This window comes from Candidatus Binatia bacterium, from assembly GCA_036563615.1.
In the GTDB taxonomy this organism is placed as follows: Bacteria; Desulfobacterota; Binatia; order UBA12015; family UBA12015; genus DATCMB01.
The window spans coordinates 552,203-569,159 of sequence record DATCMB010000006.1; the positions used below are offsets into that span (position 1 = coordinate 552,203).

Consider the following 16,957-nt stretch of genomic DNA (forward strand, 5'->3'; position numbering starts at 1 on the left):
CGATGGCGACCGGCTACCTCGCGCTCGTCCTGCACGCGCACCTGCCGTTCGTGCGCCATCCCGAAGATCCGACGGTGATGGAGGAGCGCTGGCTCTACGAGGCGGTGAGCGGAACGTACCTGCCGCTGCTCCAGGTCTTCGAGGGGCTCGTCGCCGACGGCGTACGCTTTCGCTGCACGGTGTCGCTGTCGCCGCCGCTCCTCACCATGCTCACCGACGACCTGCTGAAGGAGCGCTGCGCGAAGGCGCTCGATCAGCTCATCGAGCTCGCGGAGCGCGAGATCGACCGCACGCGCCCCGAGCCGCACTACCAGCGTCTCGCGCGCATGTACCACGACCGCTTCCTGTCGCTGCGTCACACCTGGCGCTGCCATGACGGCGACCTCGTGGGCGCGTTCCGCAACCTGCAGGACGCCGGCGTGCTCGAGCTGATCACGGCGACCGCGACCCACGCCTTCTTCCCGCTGCTCGACCGCAACTGGGCCGCGATCCGCGCGCAGGTACACACGGCCGCGGATCTCTACGAGCGTCACTTCGGACGTCGCACGCAGGGCATGTGGCTCGGCGAGTGCGGCTACGTCCCCGGCGTCGACGAGCTGCTGCGCGAGGCCGGCGTGCGCTACTTCTTCGTCGACACGCACGGTCTGCTGCTCGCCGATCCGGCGCCCGTGTTCGGCGCGTACGCGCCGGTCTACACGCGCTCGGGTGTGGCCGCGTTCGCGCGCGACACCGAGTCGTCGGAGCAGGTGTGGAGCGCGGAGCAGGGCTACCCCGGCGATCCGCACTACCGCGACTTCTACCGCGACATCGGCTTCGATCTCCCGATGGAGTACATCGCGCCGTACGTCCATCCGGAAGGCCACAGGCTGTACACCGGCATCAAGTATCACGCGATCACGCACCGGCAGCTGCACGACAAGTGGGTCTACGACCCGGACAAGGCGCGCGAGCGCGCGGGACAGCACGCGACGCACTTCCGCCTCGGGAGGCAGCGTCAAGCATCGGCGCTCGCCGCGCGCATGGATCGACCGCCGATCATCGTCAGCCCGTACGACGCCGAGCTCTTCGGGCACTGGTGGTACGAGGGGCCGATCTTCCTCGGCGATCTGTTCCGGCAGCTGCACTACGACCAGAACGAGATCGAGACCATCACCCCGGGCGACTACCTCGAGCGTCACCCGACCAACCAGGTCGCGACGCCGAGCGCGTCGTCGTGGGGGCACGAGGGCTACAACGACTACTGGCTCAACGAGAGCAACGCGTGGATCTACCGTCACCTGCACCACGCCGGCGAGCGGATGACCGAGCTCGCGCGCCGCTACCGGAACGACGATGGCGGCACGCGCGGACGCGCGCTCGCGCAGGCGGCGCGCGAGCTGCTGCTCGCGCAGAGCAGCGACTGGCCGTTCATCATGCGCACCGGAACGATGGTCCCCTATGCGACGCGTCGCTTCGAGGGGCACGTGCTGAGCTTCGTGCGCCTGTGCGACGAGATCGAGGCAGGCCGCATCGACGAGCGCTTCCTCAGCGAGCTCGAAGCCCGCGACAACATCTTCCCGGACGTCGACTGGCGCCTCTACGCTTCGTGACGCCGTGATCCATCCTGCCGTACCGCGACCGCCGGCGCAGCGGGCGCTGGAGGCATCGAAGGCCGCGCTGAAGGTGCTCTTCGTCGCGTCGGAGTGCGCGCCGTTCGCCAAGACGGGCGGGCTCGGCGACGTGATCGGCGCGCTGCCGAAGGCGCTCGCGAGCCTCGGCGTCGACGTGCGGATCGTGATGCCGCTCTACTCGGGCTTCGACTGGCGGCAGCTCGAGCGGCTCGAGGGCGCGGTCGGGGTGCCGATGTTCTTCGGCGCGGCGTGGTCCGGGCTGCGGCTGGGTCGTCTGCCCGGCAGCGACGTGCCGGTCTACTTCCTCGAGTACAACCACTACTTCGACCGGCCGTACCTCTACGGTCCGCCGAGCGAGGGCTACGCGGACAACCTCGAGCGCTTCACCTTTCTCTCGCGTGGCGCGCTCGAGGTGACCAAGGCGCTCGGCTGGGTGCCGGACGTCGTCCACGCCCACGACTGGCAGAGCGCGCTGGTGCCGGTCTACGTGAACACGGTGGAGTGGGGCCAGCCGCTGCACGGCTGCGCGAGCGTCTACTCGATCCACAACCTCGCTTACCAGGGCGTCTTCGACCCCGGCGCGATCTTCGTCACCGGCCTCGGGCGCGAGCACCTCAACCCGCGCGAGTTCGAGCACTTCGGCTCGATGAATCTGACCAAGGCCGCGCTCTACCACTCGACGATGCTGAGCACGGTGAGCCCGACCTACGCGCGCGAGATCCAGACGAGCGAGTACGGCTTCGGCCTCGACGGCGTGCTGCGCGAGCGCAGCGCGGACCTGCGCGGCATCCTGAACGGCATCGATGTCGTCGAGTGGGATCCGGCGAACGACCCGTACCTGCCCGCGCGCTACGACGCGAGCGACCTGTCGGGCAAGGAGATCTGCAAGGCGACGCTGCAGCGCGAAGCGGGGCTGCCAGTGCGCGGCGAGGTGCCGGTGTTCGGGCTCGTCGGGCGGCTGGTTGCGCAGAAGGGCGTCGACGTGCTCGCGCAGGCGCTCGAGCGCGTTCTCGAGTGGGATCTGCAGATCGTGCTGCTCGGCACCGGCGAGCCCGACGCCGAGCGCTACTTCGCGTGGCTGTCCTCGCAGCGTCCCGATCGCTTCCGGGCGTGGATCGGCTTCGACAACGCGCGCGCGCACCTGATCGAGGCGGGGGCGGACTTCTTCCTGATGCCGTCGCGCTTCGAGCCGTGCGGGCTGAACCAGATGTACAGCTTGCGCTACGGCACGCTGCCGATCGTGCGTCACACCGGCGGGCTCGCCGACAGCGTGCAGAGCTACGACGAGCGCACCGGCGAGGGCACGGGCTTCGTGCTCTACGACCTCACCCCGAACAGCCTCGCCGACACGATCGGCTGGGCGCTCGCCACCTGGTACGCGCGCCCCGAGCACGTCCACGCCATGCGCCTGCGCGCGATGGCGCAGGACTTCTCCTGGGAGCGCGCCGCACGCGAGTACGTCGCTCTGTACTTGACGGCGTACGAGCGGCGACGCGGCCACCCGTTCGCCGGCTGACGCGCGTCGTTCTCTGACGCGAGGCGCGTGGGGCCGGTCCGCGCATCGGCGTTCGACGCGCGGACCGGCCGGAAGGTCACTTGTAGACCAGAGCCACCGCGGCCTCGGGGGTGAGGACGCGGAAGGTGAAGGTTTCCGTCAAGTAGAGGTGGACGTTGGCGGCGTCGTGGCTGCGGTAGCCGATCGAGAGGTCGCGGCCCACCGTCAGCTCGAAGTCGCCCTCGCGCATGCTGAGCACGACCGCGCCGTTCACCGCCGGAGCCCAGACGACCGGTCCCTCGATCAGGTTCTTCACCACCTTGAGGACGGGGTAGCCGTCGTCGGTCGCCTGCGAGAGGTTCTCGAAGCAGCGCGTGCCGAGCGCGAGCGCGTACGGTCCCTCGACGCCGGCGAGCATGAGGACACGGATCGCCTCGGCGACCACCTTCGGGTACTCGTCGTACGACTTCGGGATGGCGATCGCCGAGTGCGGCGAGCGCTCCGTCATGCCGGCGATGCCGCCCGCGGCGTAGCCGTGGAAGATCGCGCTGTCCTCCGCGTGCGCGATGCGCGCCGCCGCTTGCTTGACGGGCTCGAGGTCGGGGTCGGCGCTACCGCGCTCCACCGCGTCGAGCTCGGCGCGCGACAGCGTGAAGTCGGTCTGCAGCTGGACGAGCGGCAAGACCTCGCGACGCGCGGCGCTCACCTTCTCGACGGGACCGGCCTCGATCGCCTGCAGGCGACCGGTGTTGACGGCGCCGCACTGCGGGCCGAGCGGTCCGACGAAGTCGACCAGCTTGCGGCCCGCGAGCTTGAGGCGCAGCGTGCGCGCCGCTTCCTTGTCGATCTCGCTCCAGGCTTCGCTCGAGATCGGAGCCAGCTCACGAAACAGGTTGTTCACAGCGTCGCCCCTCCCTTGAGGCTGCCGATGCCGAGCGATCCGTCACCGGCGGGACGCGCCGCGCCGGACTCGCTGCGGCCCCCCTCCTTCTCCGCGGCCTCCTGCGCCACGATCGACCCCGTGGTGAACAAGCGCGACTGCAGCTCCTCGGAGAGCTTCGGGTCGTGACGACGCAGCCACTCGAGCGTCATCACGAAGTGCTCCTTCTCCTCGTCGCGATTGTGCGCGAGGATCTCGCGCAGCTCGGGATCGGTCGCCGCGTCGACGCGCTGGTCGTACCAGTCGACCGCCTCGAGCTCCTCCATCATCGACGCGAGCGCGCGATGGCGGTCGATGGTTTCCGGTCGAAGCTTCTCTGCCGCTTCGTGTAGTCCGACGGAATTCGCCATGTCGAATCTCCCCTCGTGCCGGCGCGGCGTGCTCGTCGCGCCGGGCGAAATCTGCGTGCGAGCCTGGCGGTCGCGACGGCGCCCTCCGACGCTCGTCGGCGAGTATTCCGAGGCTCGAGCGATGTTGCAAAGCGCTTCGCGCGCACGCCAGCCCTGGGCCGTCACGATGACGCCTCGGCAAATATCGGCTCGGCGACCTGTTTCTTGACATTCCTCGTCGCGAGCTCGCGTCGCGCGCGACGCGCGAGCGCTCGCCATAGGCTCAGAATCCCATGACGAAGAACAGCACGATCTCGAGGACGATCAGCACGACGATCGCGGTCTCGAGCAGCTCGGCGCGCGCCGTGGCCGTGCGCTGGACCATGACTTCGTAGATCTTCTGCAGCACGTCGAGCTTGCGCGCGACGCTCTCCTCCCAGACCCGCATGCCGAGGCGCTCCGAGGTCATCGCGTAGATCTTCGCGAGGTACAGGCTGCCGCTCAGCTTGAGCGCGTTGTGCACGCGCTCGACGATCGTCGCGACGTCGAGCCGGATCGCTCCGAGCTCCTGCACCGTGCGGCGGTACGGGCGATAGGTCAGCGACAGCAGGCCGTTCGGGCTCGCGGACAGGGAATAAAAGGATGCGACCAGCGCGTCGAGACGGGCGTCGTAGTGCCGCAGCTCGACGAGCTGGACGTTGAGGAACTCGAGCACGCTGACCGCGTCGGCGTAGTCGCGGTCGATGATCACCGCGACGTTCCAGTCGGTGACGATGAGGTCGTCCGGGTAGTAGCTGAAGCGGTTGGCGAGGACGGCGCGCGCCTCCTGGGTCGAGAGCGCGTGACGCTCGCCGCGCAGCGTCGCGGCGAGCGCGTTCTCGTGCCGCCAGACGAGATCCTCGATCGCGGGCAGCCCGGTCGGGTCGATCTGGACGACGTAGTAGTCTTCCACGACCGTGGTCGCCTCGGGGCGGATCACCGCCGGGCCGATGCGTTCGAGCAGCGAGCCGAGAAGCGTGCGCGCCGTCGCCTCGAGCGCGCCCGTCCCGACCAGGTAGCCGGTGAGCTCGGGCAGCGCGTCGATGTCGCGCGCGATCGGCCACTGCAGCGCGATCGTCACGGCGCCGAGGTCGTGGATCGTCGCGCTCGCGGCGGCCGGGTAGGGCTCGTCGAGGACCGTCAGGTGGTGCGTGCCGAGCGGCACGCGCAGCGGCGGAGCCGCATAGGCGACGTAGGTCGGTGCGGCGCGCCGGCGCTCGATCTCGCCGCTCGTTCCCTCGGCGAGCAGCACGCGCGCGCGGTCGAGCAGGATCTCGTAGCCGACGTCGAACGAGAACAGCGCTATGAGGCGGCCATGGATGCGCAAGGGACCCTCGAGCCGAGTAGGCAACGTTGTATCTCCTGTCGGCCCGGGGGCGAAGCCGGTCGGGTCGCCGAAGTGCGCAAGGTCGGCGGGGGTGCTACCGTTCCGCGCGCGCCGCGAGAGTGGCGGAACTGGCAGACGCACTAGACTTAGGATCTAGCGGGCAACCGTGGGGGTTCGAGTCCCCCCTCTCGCAGTCGACGGCGCGAGTTGTGGGCGTATAGGCGCTCCGTTACCAACGACGGGCCATTGCCGAGGCCGTGCGGTGCGACGTCTCGCACCCGGCCCCGTGCCCGCACCCGACGGAGCCGAGATGAAGTTCCAGGTCGAAGAGATCAGCGCCACCCGGCGCAAGCTCGACATCGAAATCCCAGCCGAGCGCGTCGCAAGCGAGTTCGAGCGTGTCTTCCGCGACGTCGCGCGCCGCGCCAACATCCGCGGCTTCCGTCCCGGACGCGCGCCGCGCGGCGTGATCGAGCGACACTTCGGTGACGAGATCCGCAACGAGGTCCTGACGAGCCTCGTGCGCGAGGGGTTCAGCTCCGCGCTCGAGGAGAGCAAGATCGAGATGATCTCGCAGCCGGAGCTCGACATCGGGAAGCTCGAGCGGACCGATCCGCTCCGCTTTTCCGCGACCGTGGAAATCTTGCCACCGATTCCCACCGTCGACGTCGAAGGACTGTCGGTGACGCGACCGCGGGTCGCGATCGCCGACGAGGACGTCGACAAGGTGATCGAGCAACTCCGACTGCGGCACGCCGAGCTGGTTCCGATCGAGGATCGGACCGAGCTCGCGCGCGGCGACTTCGCGACCGTGCAGATCGAGGTCGACGACGCCGGCACGCCGGTCGAAGCGCTGCGCGTCGAGTCGGCGACCGTCGAGGTCGCGGGTGGGCAGCTGCCGGCGGCGATCGACGAGCGCCTCGCCCTCGCGCGCGTCGGCGAGACCTTCACCGTCGAGGCGCCGCCGCCCGAGGGCGCGCCGGCCGAGCTCGCCGGCAAGCAGCTCCGCTACTCGGTGACGGTGAAGTCGCTCGCCGAGCGTCGGCTGCCGACGCTCGACGACGAGTTCGCCAAGGATCACGGCGATTGCGAGACGCTCGACGAGCTCAAGAAGCGCATCCGCGAGCAGCTCGAGCGCGAGGCGAACCGGCGCGCCGACGCGGTCGTGCGCGAGGCGATCATCGACCAGATCATCGAGCGCACGCCGATCGAGGTGCCGGAGTCCTTCGTCACGCGGCGCATCGAGGGGCTGCTCGGCGAGTTCAAGATGGAGCTCTTCTCGCGCGGCTTGCAGCTCGGCGGGCCCGAGCACGAGGCGGAGGCGCGCGAGAAGCTTCGCCCGCGCGCCGAGCGCCTGGTGCGACGCGACCTGCTGCTTGACGCGGTCGCGAACCAGCTCGCGATCGAAGTCACCGACGACGAGCTCGCGGAGCAGATCGGACGCATCGTCGCATCCGCAGGCAAGCACGCAGATCATCTGCGCGAGCACTACGCGCACGACCACGCCCGTGACGCGGTGCGCGCAGACATGCGCCGCGCACGCGCGCTTGAGCGGCTCGTGGAACGTGCCGATGTGAGGGAAGGAGAGCCTTCCCGCGAAGGGAGCAGGGGGGATTAGTCGTTGCTCGGGGTTTTTGAAACGTCTAGAATCCGCCCATGAAAATCAGCCGAGCTGCGAGGTCTGATCGGTGATGAATCTGATTCCGATGGTCGTCGAGCAGACGGGTCGCGGCGAGCGCGCCTACGACATCTTCTCGCGTCTCCTCAAAGATCGAATCGTCTTCCTTGGCTCTCCGGTGACCGACGAGGTCGCCAACCTGGTCATCGCTCAGATGCTCTTTCTCGAGTCGGAAGACCCCGAGAAGGACATCCACTTCTACATCAACTCTCCCGGCGGCTCGGTGTCGGCTGGTCTCGCGATCTACGACACGATGCAGTACATCCGCCCGCCCGTTTCGACCCTTTGCCTGGGTCAGGCGGCGAGCATGGGTGCGCTGCTCCTCGCGGCGGGAGAGAAGGGCAAGCGTTTCTCGCTACCGTACGCGCGCATCATGATTCACCAGCCGCTCGGCGGCGCGCAGGGCCAGGCCACGGACATCGACATCCAGGCCCGCGAGATCCTTCGGATGCGCGAGCAGATCAACAACATTCTCGCCAAGCACACCGGTCAGTCGCTGAAGCGTATCGAGAAGGATACCGACCGCGACTTCTTCATGACCAGCAAGCAGGCCGTCGAGTACGGGCTCGTCGACGAGGTGATCGTTGCCCGCTCGGCCAAGCAGAGGGCCTAGGAAGGCGGCCTAGGGGGTTCCATGGCCAAGCACGGTGACGACCGGTCCGGGAACCTGGTCTGCTCTTTCTGCGGAAAGAGCCAGGACGAGGTTCGCAAGCTGATCGCCGGGCCGACCGTCTACATCTGCGACGAGTGCATCGATCTTTGTAACGACATCATCGCCGAGGAGTGTGATCAGGAAGAGAACGTCACCTCGAGCTCGGCGGTTCCGAAGCCGGCCGAGATCAAGAAGGTTCTCGACCAGTACGTCATCGGCCAGGAGCACGCGAAGAAGATCCTCGCCGTCGCAGTCCACAACCACTACAAGCGCATCGATTCGCAGCTGGTCACCGGCGACGTCGAGCTGCAGAAGTCGAACATCATCCTCATCGGTCCGACCGGCTCCGGCAAGACTCTGCTCGCTCAGACGCTGGCTCGCTTCCTCCAGGTTCCCTTCGCCATCGCCGACGCGACCTCGCTCACCGAGGCGGGCTACGTCGGCGAGGACGTCGAGAACATCATCCTCTCGCTGCTCCAGAACGCCGACTACGACGTCGAGAAGTGCCAGCGCGGCATCGTCTACATCGACGAGATCGACAAGATCGCCCGCAAGGGGGACAACCCGTCGATAACCCGCGACGTCTCGGGTGAAGGTGTCCAGCAGGCGCTGCTCAAGATCATCGAGGGGACGACGGCGTCCGTGCCGCCCAAGGGCGGTCGCAAGCATCCGCAGCAGGAGTTCCTGCAGGTCGACACGACCAACATCCTGTTCATCTGCGGTGGCGCGTTCGTCGGCCTCGAGGACATCATCCGCCGGCGCGTCGGCCTGAAGGCCGTCGGCTTCGGCGCGGAGATCCGCAAGCGCGACGAGCGCAACACGACGGATCTCCTGCGCGAGGTGCAGACCGAGGATCTGCTGAAGTTCGGTCTGATCCCCGAGTTCGTCGGTCGTCTCCCGATGATCGCGACGCTCGAGGAGCTCGACGAAGCCGCTCTCGTGCGCATCCTGCGTGAACCGAAGAACGCCCTGACGCGTCAGTACGCGAAGCTGTTCGAGATGGAGAACGTCCATCTCAAGTTCACGGACGGCGCGTTGACGGCGATCGCGCGGGAGGCGTTGAAGCGGAAGTCGGGGGCGCGTGGTCTGCGCGCCATCATGGAAAACGTGATGCTCGACATCATGTACGAGATCCCGTCCCAGCCGAACATCAAAGAGGTGCTGATCTCCGAGGAGGTCATCACCAACCGTGAGCAGCCGATCATCCTCTACCAGAAGGCTGCCGAGACGGCGTGAGGAAGAAAATCCTAGATGCTCTTTAGAAACGACAAGGACAAGAAGGACCCGGGCGGAGAAGACCAGCGCGGCGGGCTGCGGGTACCCCTGCTGCCGTTGCGTGACATCATCGTCTTCCCGCACATGGTGGTCCCGCTGTTCGTCGGCCGCCAGAAGTCCATCCGCGCCCTCGAAGAGGCGATGAACAAGCAGAAGTTCATCCTCCTCGCGGCGCAGAAGGACGCGAAGACCAACGAGCCGTCCGAGGCCGACATCTACAACGTCGGCACGCTCGGCACGGTCGTGCAGCTGCTCCGTCTCCCGGACGGCACCGTCAAGGTGCTCGTCGAGGGCAAGAAGCGCGCGCGCATTGCCCGCTACGTCCCGAACCCGGAGTTCTTCCTGGTCGAGGTCGAGGAGATCGAGGAGACCTGCGAGGGGACGACGGAGGTCGAGGCGCTGATCCGCAGCGTGAACTCGACCTTCGAGAACTACGTCAAGCTCAACAAGAAGATCCCGCCCGAGATGATCATGTCGGTCGCGTCGATCACCGATCCGGCGCGCCTGGCCGACACCATCGTCGCCCATCTCGGCATCAAGCTGGAGGACAAGGAGGCTTTGCTCGAGACCTTCGATCCGGCCGCACGGCTGGAGAAGGTGCTCGGCTACATGCGGTCTGAGATCGAGATCCTCGAGGTCGAGAAGCGCATCCGTACTCGCGTCAAGAAACAAATGGAGAAGACGCAGAAGGAGTACTACCTCAACGAGCAGATGCGCGCGATCCAGAAGGAGCTCGGCGAGAAGGACGAGTTCAAGAACGAGATCCAGGAGCTCGAGGAGAAGATCAAGGCGCGCAAGATGAGCCCTGAGGCCCAGGAGAAGGCCGAGAAGGAGCTCAAGAAGCTGAAGATGATGTCGCCGATGTCCGCGGAGGCGACGGTCGTACGCAACTACATCGACTGGCTGATCTCGCTTCCGTGGGGCGAGTACACCGACGACAAGCTCGACATCGCCGAGGCGGAGAAGATCCTCGAGGAGGATCACTACGGCCTCGAGAAGGTGAAGCAGCGGATCCTCGAGTACCTCGCCGTCGGCAGCCTGGTCGGCGAGATCAAGGGTCCGATCCTCTGCCTCGTGGGGCCGCCGGGCGTCGGCAAGACGTCGCTCGGCAAGTCGATCGCGCGCGCGACGGGGCGCAAGTTCGTCCGCGTGTCGCTCGGCGGCGTGCGCGACGAGGCCGAGATCCGCGGCCACCGGCGCACCTACATCGGCGCGCTGCCTGGCAAGATCATCCAGTCGATGAAGAAGGCGGGCTCGAACAACCCGGTCTTCTTGCTCGACGAGATCGACAAGATGTCGACGGACTTCCGTGGTGATCCGTCGTCGGCGCTGCTCGAGGTGCTCGATCCCGAGCAGAACACCAGCTTCAACGACCACTACCTCGACGTCGACTACGACCTGTCGAAGGTGATGTTCATCACCACGGCGAACAACCTCGAGCGCATCCCGCGTCCGCTCCAGGATCGCATGGAGATCATCCGGATCGCCGGGTACACCGAGCTCGAGAAGCTGAACATCGCCAAGAAGTACCTCGTGCCCAAGGTCCGCGAGGCGAACGGCCTCAAGGAATCGAACATCGAGTTCTCGGACAACGCGATCCTCGGCCTCATCCGGCACTACACGAAGGAGGCCGGTGTTCGGAACCTCGAGCGCGAGCTCGCGTCGCTGTGCCGCAAGGTGGTCGTCGAGGTGGTCAAGGGCGACCGCGACGCGCACATCCTGATCAACTCGAAGAGCCTCTCGAAGTACCTCGGCCCGGAGAAGTACCGCTACGGCCGCGCCGAGCAGGAAGCGCGGGTCGGCGTCACGACCGGTCTCGCGTGGACCGATCTCGGCGGCGAGCTGCTCGCGACCGAGGTCGCGGTGGTGCCCGGCAAGGGCAAGCTGACGATCACCGGTCGGCTCGGTGAGGTGATGCAGGAGTCGGCGCAGGCCGCGATGAGCTACGTCCGCTCACGCGCGGACGACCTCGGGCTCGAGCGCGACTTCTATCAGAAGATCGACGTCCACATTCACGTGCCCGAGGGCGCGACGCCGAAGGACGGTCCTTCGGCGGGCATCACGCTGGCGACGTCGCTGGTGTCGGCGCTCACCCGCATCCCCGTCCGCTGCGATCTCGCCATGACGGGTGAGGTGACGCTGCGCGGGCGCGTTCTGCCGATCGGGGGCCTGAAGGAGAAGGTCCTCGCGGCGCACCGCGGCGGGATCAAGCACATCCTGATCCCGACGGAGAACGAGAAGGACATCAGCGAGATCCCGCCGTCGATCCTCAAGACGGTGACGATCGAGCTGGTCGAGCACATGGACGACGTCCTGCGCAAGGCGCTCGTCCTGACCGACCCCGACAACTTCCTCAAGAAGCCGGCGGACCTCGGTGAGCGCTTCCCCGAGCCGGCGGCTCCGACGACGGACGTCGTCACCCATTGAGGTAAAGGGAGGTTTGGCCCGGGCCGCCTCGCGGCGGTCCGGGCCTCACACCACGCAGCCCGGCGTGCACGCGCCGGTTGCGTCTGCAATGATCCTGCCGCACGGTGGCCGTCAGCCGGTCCCGTGCGGTAGTCGTTGGGCACCGATCGTTTGCGACACGGCGCCGGCATCTGATAATCCGGCCGGGAGAGGGGGCAAAATGACCAAGGCGGATCTGATCGAGGCGATGGCGGGCAAGATCGATCTACCCAAGGCCACGGCGGAGCGCGCCGTCAACCTGATCTTCGACGACATCATCGCGGCCCTCAAGAACAACGACAAGGTCAACATCTCCGGCTTCGGTACGTTCACCGTCTCGCAGCGAAAGGCCCGCCAGGGTCGCAACCCGAAGACCGGGGAGACCATCGAGATCCAGGCCTCCCGGTCCGCCAAGTTCAAGCCCGGCAAGGTCCTCAAGGACGCGCTGAACTGAGGAGCACCGCGCGCCGTTACGCACTTCGCACGCGATCTGCGTCGGCCTTGGGGGAAGGGATCACCGGGGCGGTTAGCTCAGCGGGAGAGCATCGGCCTTACAAGCCGGGGGTCGTGCGTTCGATCCGCACACCGCCCATTTCGCCGCGCCGCTGCCCCTGATCGTCGCCTTTTCCGCGGTTCCTTCCTTGCCGACCTGCATCGCGACTGTTAACGGTGCCAGGATCACGGGGTCGTAGCTCAGCCTGGTTAGAGCGCCGGCCTGTCACGCCGGAGGTCGCGAGTTCGAGCCTCGTCGGCCCCGTTCCAACGTTCCAACAACGACGCGCGAGTCCATTCCCACGGTCGGCCCCGACGGCGGGCGTTCCGGCTTCCGGGGGGCCCGCCGTCGGAGAATCGGCTTTCGTATGGCGGCAAAGACATTCGTCATGACCCGGGAGGACGCGCTTGCGCAGCGGCGCTGGCTCGTCGTCGATGCCGAAGGGCGTGCGCTCGGTCGCGTCGCGACGCAGGTGGCGAACCTGCTGCGGGGCAAGGGCAAGCCGTTCTTCTCGCCGCACATCGATTGCGGTGACTTCGTCGTGGTGGTGAACGCGGCGAAGGTCCGTCTGACCGGACGCAAGGCGACCGACAAGATCTACTACCGCCACACGGAGTACCCGGGCGGCCTGCGCGCCACCACGGCCGGGCGCCTGCTCGAGGAGAAGCCGGAGCGGCTCGTGCGCGGGGCGGTGCAGGGCATGCTGCCGAAGAACCGTCTCTCCCGCCGGCTGATCACGAAGCTGAAGGTGTATCCCGGTGCGGAGCATCCGCACGGCGCGCAGCAGGCGACGCCGGTCCCAGCGCAGGATTGAACGACGCCATGACACAGCAGGGTCAAGTCTTTCAGGCCACCGGCAAGCGCAAGTGCGCGATCGCCCAGGTCCGGCTGCGTCCGGGCGAGGGGCGCATCGTGGTGAACGATCGTCCGCTCGAGGACTACTTCGGGCGCGAGACGTCGCGCATGATCGTCAACCAGCCGTTCGAGGTCACCGAGATCCAGGGACGCTTCGACGTCTCGGTGAACGTCCGCGGCGGCGGCGTGTCGGCGCAGGCGTCGGCGATCCGGCACGGCATCGCCCGTGCGCTGCTCCAGGTCGACGAGAACCTGCGCAGCCCGTTGAAGCGCGCCGGCTACCTGACGCGCGACTCGCGCGAGGTCGAGCGGAAGAAGTACGGCCGCCACAAGGCGCGCAAGCGGCCGCAGTACTCGAAGCGCTGAACACTGCGCGAACGCCGTCCCGGGTCACCGGGGCGGCGTTTTCGTTTGTGCGCTGGATCGCGTGCCGCCGTGAGTGGGCTTGGGTGCCGCAGCTCCGCGCGCTCACTCCGAGCCGAGGAAGAAGATCACCCCGATCGCGCCGAAGATGATGTTCGCGCTCCACGCCGCAAGCGGCGCCGGCAGCACCCCGCCCTTGCCGAGGCTCGTCGACAGCGCGAGCACCACCCAGTAGGCGAAGCCGACCACCAGCGCCGCCCCGACGCTCGCCGCCATGCCGGACCCGCGGCTGTGCCGCGACGCGAGCGGGATCGCGATCAGCGCCATCACCACGCTGATGAACGGCACCGCGAGCTTGAGCCACAGGTCGACCTTCGCCTCGGTGGTGTCGATGCCCTTGCGGCGCAGGTCGTGGATCTCGCGCGCGAGCGACCGGTAGCTCAGATCCTCGGGCTCGCGGTGGACGGCGGTGAAGTCCTCCGGCGTCTCGTCGATCCGGAACTCGGACTCCGGGAGACGCGCCGTCTCCACCGCGCCGTCCGGACCGAAGCGGATCTCCTCGACCTCCGTCGCGCGCCAGCCGTCGCCGGTCCAGGTCGCGACCGGCACCTCGACGATCCTACGCAGCTCGAACGAGGGGTCGAACTCGTAGCGCGTCAAGCCGTAGATCTCGTTGCGGTTGGCGTCGTAGCGGTCGATGTTCGTGAAGCCGTTCGAGCCGTGGTACCAGATCTCGGCCTCGTTGAAGTGGCCGCGGAATTTCTTGTTCTTGATCTGGACACGGTCGACGTAGTGAGCCTGCATCGACGCCCCGGGCACGACGTACTCGCTCCACGCGAGCGTGAGCAGGGAGATCACGAGACAGGCCATCACGAGCGGTCCGCCGATCTGCCACAGGCTCACGCCGCACGAGCGCATCGCCATGAGCTCGCTGCGTCGTGCGAGGTTGCCGAGGCTCAGCAGCATCCCGGCGAGCACGGCGACCGGCGTCATCTGCGTGAGGATCAGCGGGATCTTGAGGACGAAGTACAGGATGATGAGCCGCGTCGGCGCGTTGTGGCTGAGAAAGCCGGGGAAGCGCTCGAAGAAGTCGACGCACAGGTAGAGCCCGACGAAGGCCGCGAGGCACAGCGAGAACGCGCGTCCGAACTCCCGCAGCAGATAGCGGGAAATGGTGGGCAGCCAGGCGGAGCCGAACATCAGCCTGCTCGCCGGAGCGCGGTCGCGAGCCGACCGACGGCCGCGTCGGTGAAGCGTGCGAAGAAGCCCTCCGCGGGGCCGCTCAGCTCCTGCGCCTGGCGGACGAAGAGCACGACGCCGATCACCGCGAGCACGATGTTCGGCGTCCACAGCGCGAGCCGGATCGGCGCCTTGCCCTGCGTGCCGAGGGTCTCCGCAGCGGACAGCATGAGATAGTACGCGAGGATGATGACGAGGCTCACGGCGAGCCCGCGCGAGCGCACGGCGCGCACCGGCTGCAGTCCGAGCGGGACGCCGATCACGGCGAAGACGAGCGCCGCGAACGGGATCGAGAAGCGGCGCGCGAGCTCGACGCGCTCGGCGCGCGCCGGCTGACCCTCGGACTGCAGCGTCGTGATGCGCTCGCGCAGCTCCGCGAGCGGCAGCTCGCTGGGCTCACGCTCGCGCATCTCGAGCCGCCCGAGCGCCTCGTTGAGGTCGAGGCTCACGTCGTACGTCGTGAAGTCGGTCTTGTGGTAGCCCCTCTCGCTGGCGCGGCTGGTGAAGATGACGCCGTCGAAGAGGCGCAGGTTCACCGAGCGATTGTCCTCGTCGGCGATCAGCACGCCGCGCTTCGCGACCACGGTGTTCTCTTCGCCGGCCTGGCGCCGGTCGGAGATCAGGATCCGCTCGAGGTAGTTCCCGGGCGGCTCGATCTCCTCGACGTAGATCATCAGGCCTTTGAACTCGTCGTTGAAGACGTGCTCCTTGAGGCCGACCGTCGCCCGCGTTCGGGCGAGGTCGAAGATCGCGCTCTTGAGCGCGGAGTTGCCCCACGGGCGGGCATACATCGAGAGGAAGAGCGACAGGATGAACACCAGCACGGCGAACACCCCGATCGGCGCCGCGATCTGGTATAGGCTGAGCCCGGCGGCCTTCATCGCGGTGATCTCGCTGTCGGCCGAGAGCCGCCCGCAGGCCAGCAGGCAGGCGAGCAGCAGCGCCATCGGCACCGTGACCTCGAGGAAGGCGGGCAGGATGTACGAGAACACACGCAGGATTTCGAGCGCGGGAACCCCCCGGTTCACCACCATCTCGACCAGCTTCATGATGCGTGCGATCAGCAGGATGAATGTGAAGAGGGCGAGGCCGGCGGCGAACGGCGCGAGTACCTGCAGAAAGATGTAACGGTGAAGCGTGCGCCCCATCGACCCGGAAGGGCGATGCTACCCGACGCCCCTAGTGGTGTAAAACTTGACGCTCGGCGCGGTGATGCGCGTGGCCGCTACGTCGCGCCGGGCACGCACGCGGCGCTCGCCTTCATCGAGTCGCGTCCCCGGGACGTCGAGCGGGTGCTGCTCGCGGGCGATGCGAGCGCGGATCTGATTCGCCGCATCGGGCGCGCGGGGGTCGCGACCGAGCAGGTCGAGCGGTCGGTGCTCGAGCGTGCCGCGGGCGGCGTGCCGCACCAGGGGATCGTGGCGCTCGGACGGGCCCCCGCCGGTATCCCGCTCGAAGCCCTGATCGAAGAGCGTCCCGACCTCGTGCTGGTGCTCGACGAGGTGACCGATCCGCGCAACGTCGGCGCGATCTTGCGCTCGGCCGAGGCGGCGGGGGCGGGCGGCGTGCTGCTGGCCCGCGACCGCGCCCCGCACCTGTCGCCCGCGCTGGTCAAGGCGGCGGCCGGGGCGGTCGAGTGGCTGCGCCTGGTCCGCGTGGTGAACGTGGCGCGGGCGGTCGACGCGCTGCGGGACGCCGGCTACTGGACGATCGGCCTCGCCGGCGAGGCCGAGGTGGACCTGTTCTCGCCGGGCGCGGTGCCCGGGCTGCCGGTCGCGCTGGTGGTGGGATCGGAGGGCGAAGGGATCCGGCCGCTGGTCCGCCGGTCCTGCCATCGGTTGGTGCGCATCCCGATGCGCGGGCGCGTGGAGTCGCTCAACGTGTCGGTCGCCGCCGCCGTCGCGCTGTTCGAGATCCGGCGTGCCCACCCCGACTGACCGATCGGTAAGGGTCTCGAGGGCAGCCCCGAACTTGACACTGGCTTTGGCGCGATGGTAGAAACGCCGGTTATCTCATTTTTCGGGGAACCGTGCCAGCGGGGGGCGGGGCTTCGCGACTCGCCGGATGGAAAATCATTTCGAGAAATCAATGCTTTAGACGTCGAGCGCCAAGTCCCGACCCGGGCCGATGTAGCTCAATGGTAGAGCAACTGATTTGTAATCAGTAGGTTGTCGGTTCGAGTCCGATCATCGGCTGGCCGTTCGGTTTCGCGTCTGG

Annotated in this window: 15 protein-coding genes and 4 tRNA genes; 14 read left to right on the forward strand and 5 right to left on the reverse strand. The window is 67.6% G+C overall.

Annotation, left to right across the window (positions count from 1 at the left end):
• Window positions 1-2: 2 nt before the first annotated feature.
• The gene (locus VIS07_05305; protein ID HEY8514914.1) at window positions 3-1,589 is read left to right on the forward strand and encodes a 1,4-alpha-glucan branching protein domain-containing protein; all 1,587 of its coding nucleotides are present in this window, start codon (window positions 3-5) and stop codon (window positions 1,587-1,589) included.
• A 4-nt stretch (window positions 1,590-1,593) separates the two neighbouring features.
• Window positions 1,594-3,126, forward strand: coding sequence for a glycogen synthase GlgA (gene glgA / locus VIS07_05310; GenBank protein HEY8514915.1), 1,533 nt, complete (start codon window positions 1,594-1,596; stop codon window positions 3,124-3,126).
• A gap of 76 nt (window positions 3,127-3,202) precedes the next feature.
• On the opposite strand, the gene VIS07_05315 is transcribed toward glgA, so the two are convergent.
• The 3 genes from VIS07_05315 to VIS07_05325 all read right to left on the reverse strand — a co-directional run bounded on the left by VIS07_05315 (window position 3,203) and on the right by VIS07_05325 (window position 5,740).
• Window positions 3,203-4,006: a family 1 encapsulin nanocompartment shell protein gene (locus VIS07_05315; protein ID HEY8514916.1), complete on the reverse strand. Its 804-nt coding sequence runs from the start codon at window positions 4,004-4,006 to the stop codon at window positions 3,203-3,205.
• Complete coding sequence (locus tag VIS07_05320; GenBank protein ID HEY8514917.1) at window positions 4,003-4,395, reverse strand: ferritin-like domain-containing protein; 393 nt, start codon at window positions 4,393-4,395, stop codon at window positions 4,003-4,005. Before VIS07_05320 ends, VIS07_05315 begins: the two co-directional genes overlap by 4 nt.
• A 262-nt stretch (window positions 4,396-4,657) precedes the next feature.
• Window positions 4,658-5,740, reverse strand: a complete 1,083-nt coding sequence (locus VIS07_05325) for a hypothetical protein (GenBank protein HEY8514918.1) — start codon at window positions 5,738-5,740, stop codon at window positions 4,658-4,660.
• A 113-nt stretch (window positions 5,741-5,853) separates the two neighbouring features.
• Here VIS07_05325 and VIS07_05330 point away from each other — a divergent pair.
• The 10 genes from VIS07_05330 (at window position 5,854) to rpsI (ending at window position 13,504) form a co-directional block, all read left to right on the forward strand.
• Window positions 5,854-5,933: transfer RNA gene (locus tag VIS07_05330), tRNA-Leu, on the forward strand.
• Window positions 5,934-6,050: 117 nt separating this feature from the next.
• Window positions 6,051-7,358, forward strand: coding sequence for a trigger factor (gene tig, locus VIS07_05335; GenBank protein ID HEY8514919.1), 1,308 nt, complete (start codon window positions 6,051-6,053; stop codon window positions 7,356-7,358).
• Window positions 7,359-7,431: 73 nt separating this feature from the next.
• Window positions 7,432-8,031 carry an ATP-dependent Clp endopeptidase proteolytic subunit ClpP gene (clpP, locus tag VIS07_05340; GenBank protein HEY8514920.1) on the forward strand — a complete coding sequence of 200 codons (600 nt, stop codon included), beginning with the start codon at window positions 7,432-7,434 and terminating at the stop codon, window positions 8,029-8,031.
• 21 nt (window positions 8,032-8,052) lie between these two features.
• On the forward strand, window positions 8,053-9,306 hold the full coding sequence (gene clpX / locus VIS07_05345; protein HEY8514921.1) for an ATP-dependent Clp protease ATP-binding subunit ClpX: 1,254 nt from the start codon (window positions 8,053-8,055) through the stop codon (window positions 9,304-9,306).
• Window positions 9,307-9,321: 15 nt separating this feature from the next.
• Entirely contained in the window at window positions 9,322-11,772 is a 2,451-nt protein-coding gene (gene lon / locus VIS07_05350) for an endopeptidase La (protein HEY8514922.1), read from the forward strand.
• Window positions 11,773-11,971: 199 nt separating this feature from the next.
• On the forward strand, window positions 11,972-12,244 hold the full coding sequence (locus VIS07_05355; GenBank protein HEY8514923.1) for an HU family DNA-binding protein: 273 nt from the start codon (window positions 11,972-11,974) through the stop codon (window positions 12,242-12,244).
• A gap of 66 nt (window positions 12,245-12,310) precedes the next feature.
• Window positions 12,311-12,382 (forward strand) — tRNA-Val (locus tag VIS07_05360).
• A gap of 90 nt (window positions 12,383-12,472) precedes the next feature.
• Window positions 12,473-12,547, forward strand: a tRNA-Asp gene (locus VIS07_05365).
• A gap of 124 nt (window positions 12,548-12,671) precedes the next feature.
• Window positions 12,672-13,097 (forward strand): 50S ribosomal protein L13, encoded by a 426-nt coding sequence (gene rplM, locus VIS07_05370; protein HEY8514924.1) that lies wholly within the window; start codon window positions 12,672-12,674, stop codon window positions 13,095-13,097.
• Window positions 13,098-13,105: 8 nt separating this feature from the next.
• On the forward strand, window positions 13,106-13,504 hold the full coding sequence (rpsI, locus tag VIS07_05375; GenBank protein HEY8514925.1) for a 30S ribosomal protein S9: 399 nt from the start codon (window positions 13,106-13,108) through the stop codon (window positions 13,502-13,504).
• A 102-nt stretch (window positions 13,505-13,606) separates the two neighbouring features.
• On the opposite strand, the gene lptG is transcribed toward rpsI, so the two are convergent.
• Window positions 13,607-14,701, reverse strand: a complete 1,095-nt coding sequence (lptG, locus tag VIS07_05380; protein ID HEY8514926.1) for an LPS export ABC transporter permease LptG — start codon at window positions 14,699-14,701, stop codon at window positions 13,607-13,609.
• The gene (lptF, locus tag VIS07_05385) at window positions 14,701-15,888 is read right to left on the reverse strand and encodes an LPS export ABC transporter permease LptF (protein HEY8514927.1); all 1,188 of its coding nucleotides are present in this window, start codon (window positions 15,886-15,888) and stop codon (window positions 14,701-14,703) included. The genes lptG and lptF overlap by 1 nt, the downstream gene beginning before the upstream one ends.
• A 15-nt stretch (window positions 15,889-15,903) precedes the next feature.
• On the opposite strand from lptF, the gene rlmB reads away from it, so the two are divergent.
• On the forward strand, window positions 15,904-16,677 hold the full coding sequence (rlmB, locus tag VIS07_05390) for a 23S rRNA (guanosine(2251)-2'-O)-methyltransferase RlmB (protein HEY8514928.1): 774 nt from the start codon (window positions 15,904-15,906) through the stop codon (window positions 16,675-16,677).
• A 186-nt stretch (window positions 16,678-16,863) separates the two neighbouring features.
• A tRNA-Thr gene (locus VIS07_05395) sits at window positions 16,864-16,935 on the forward strand.
• The last annotated feature ends 22 nt before the right edge of the window (window positions 16,936-16,957 follow it).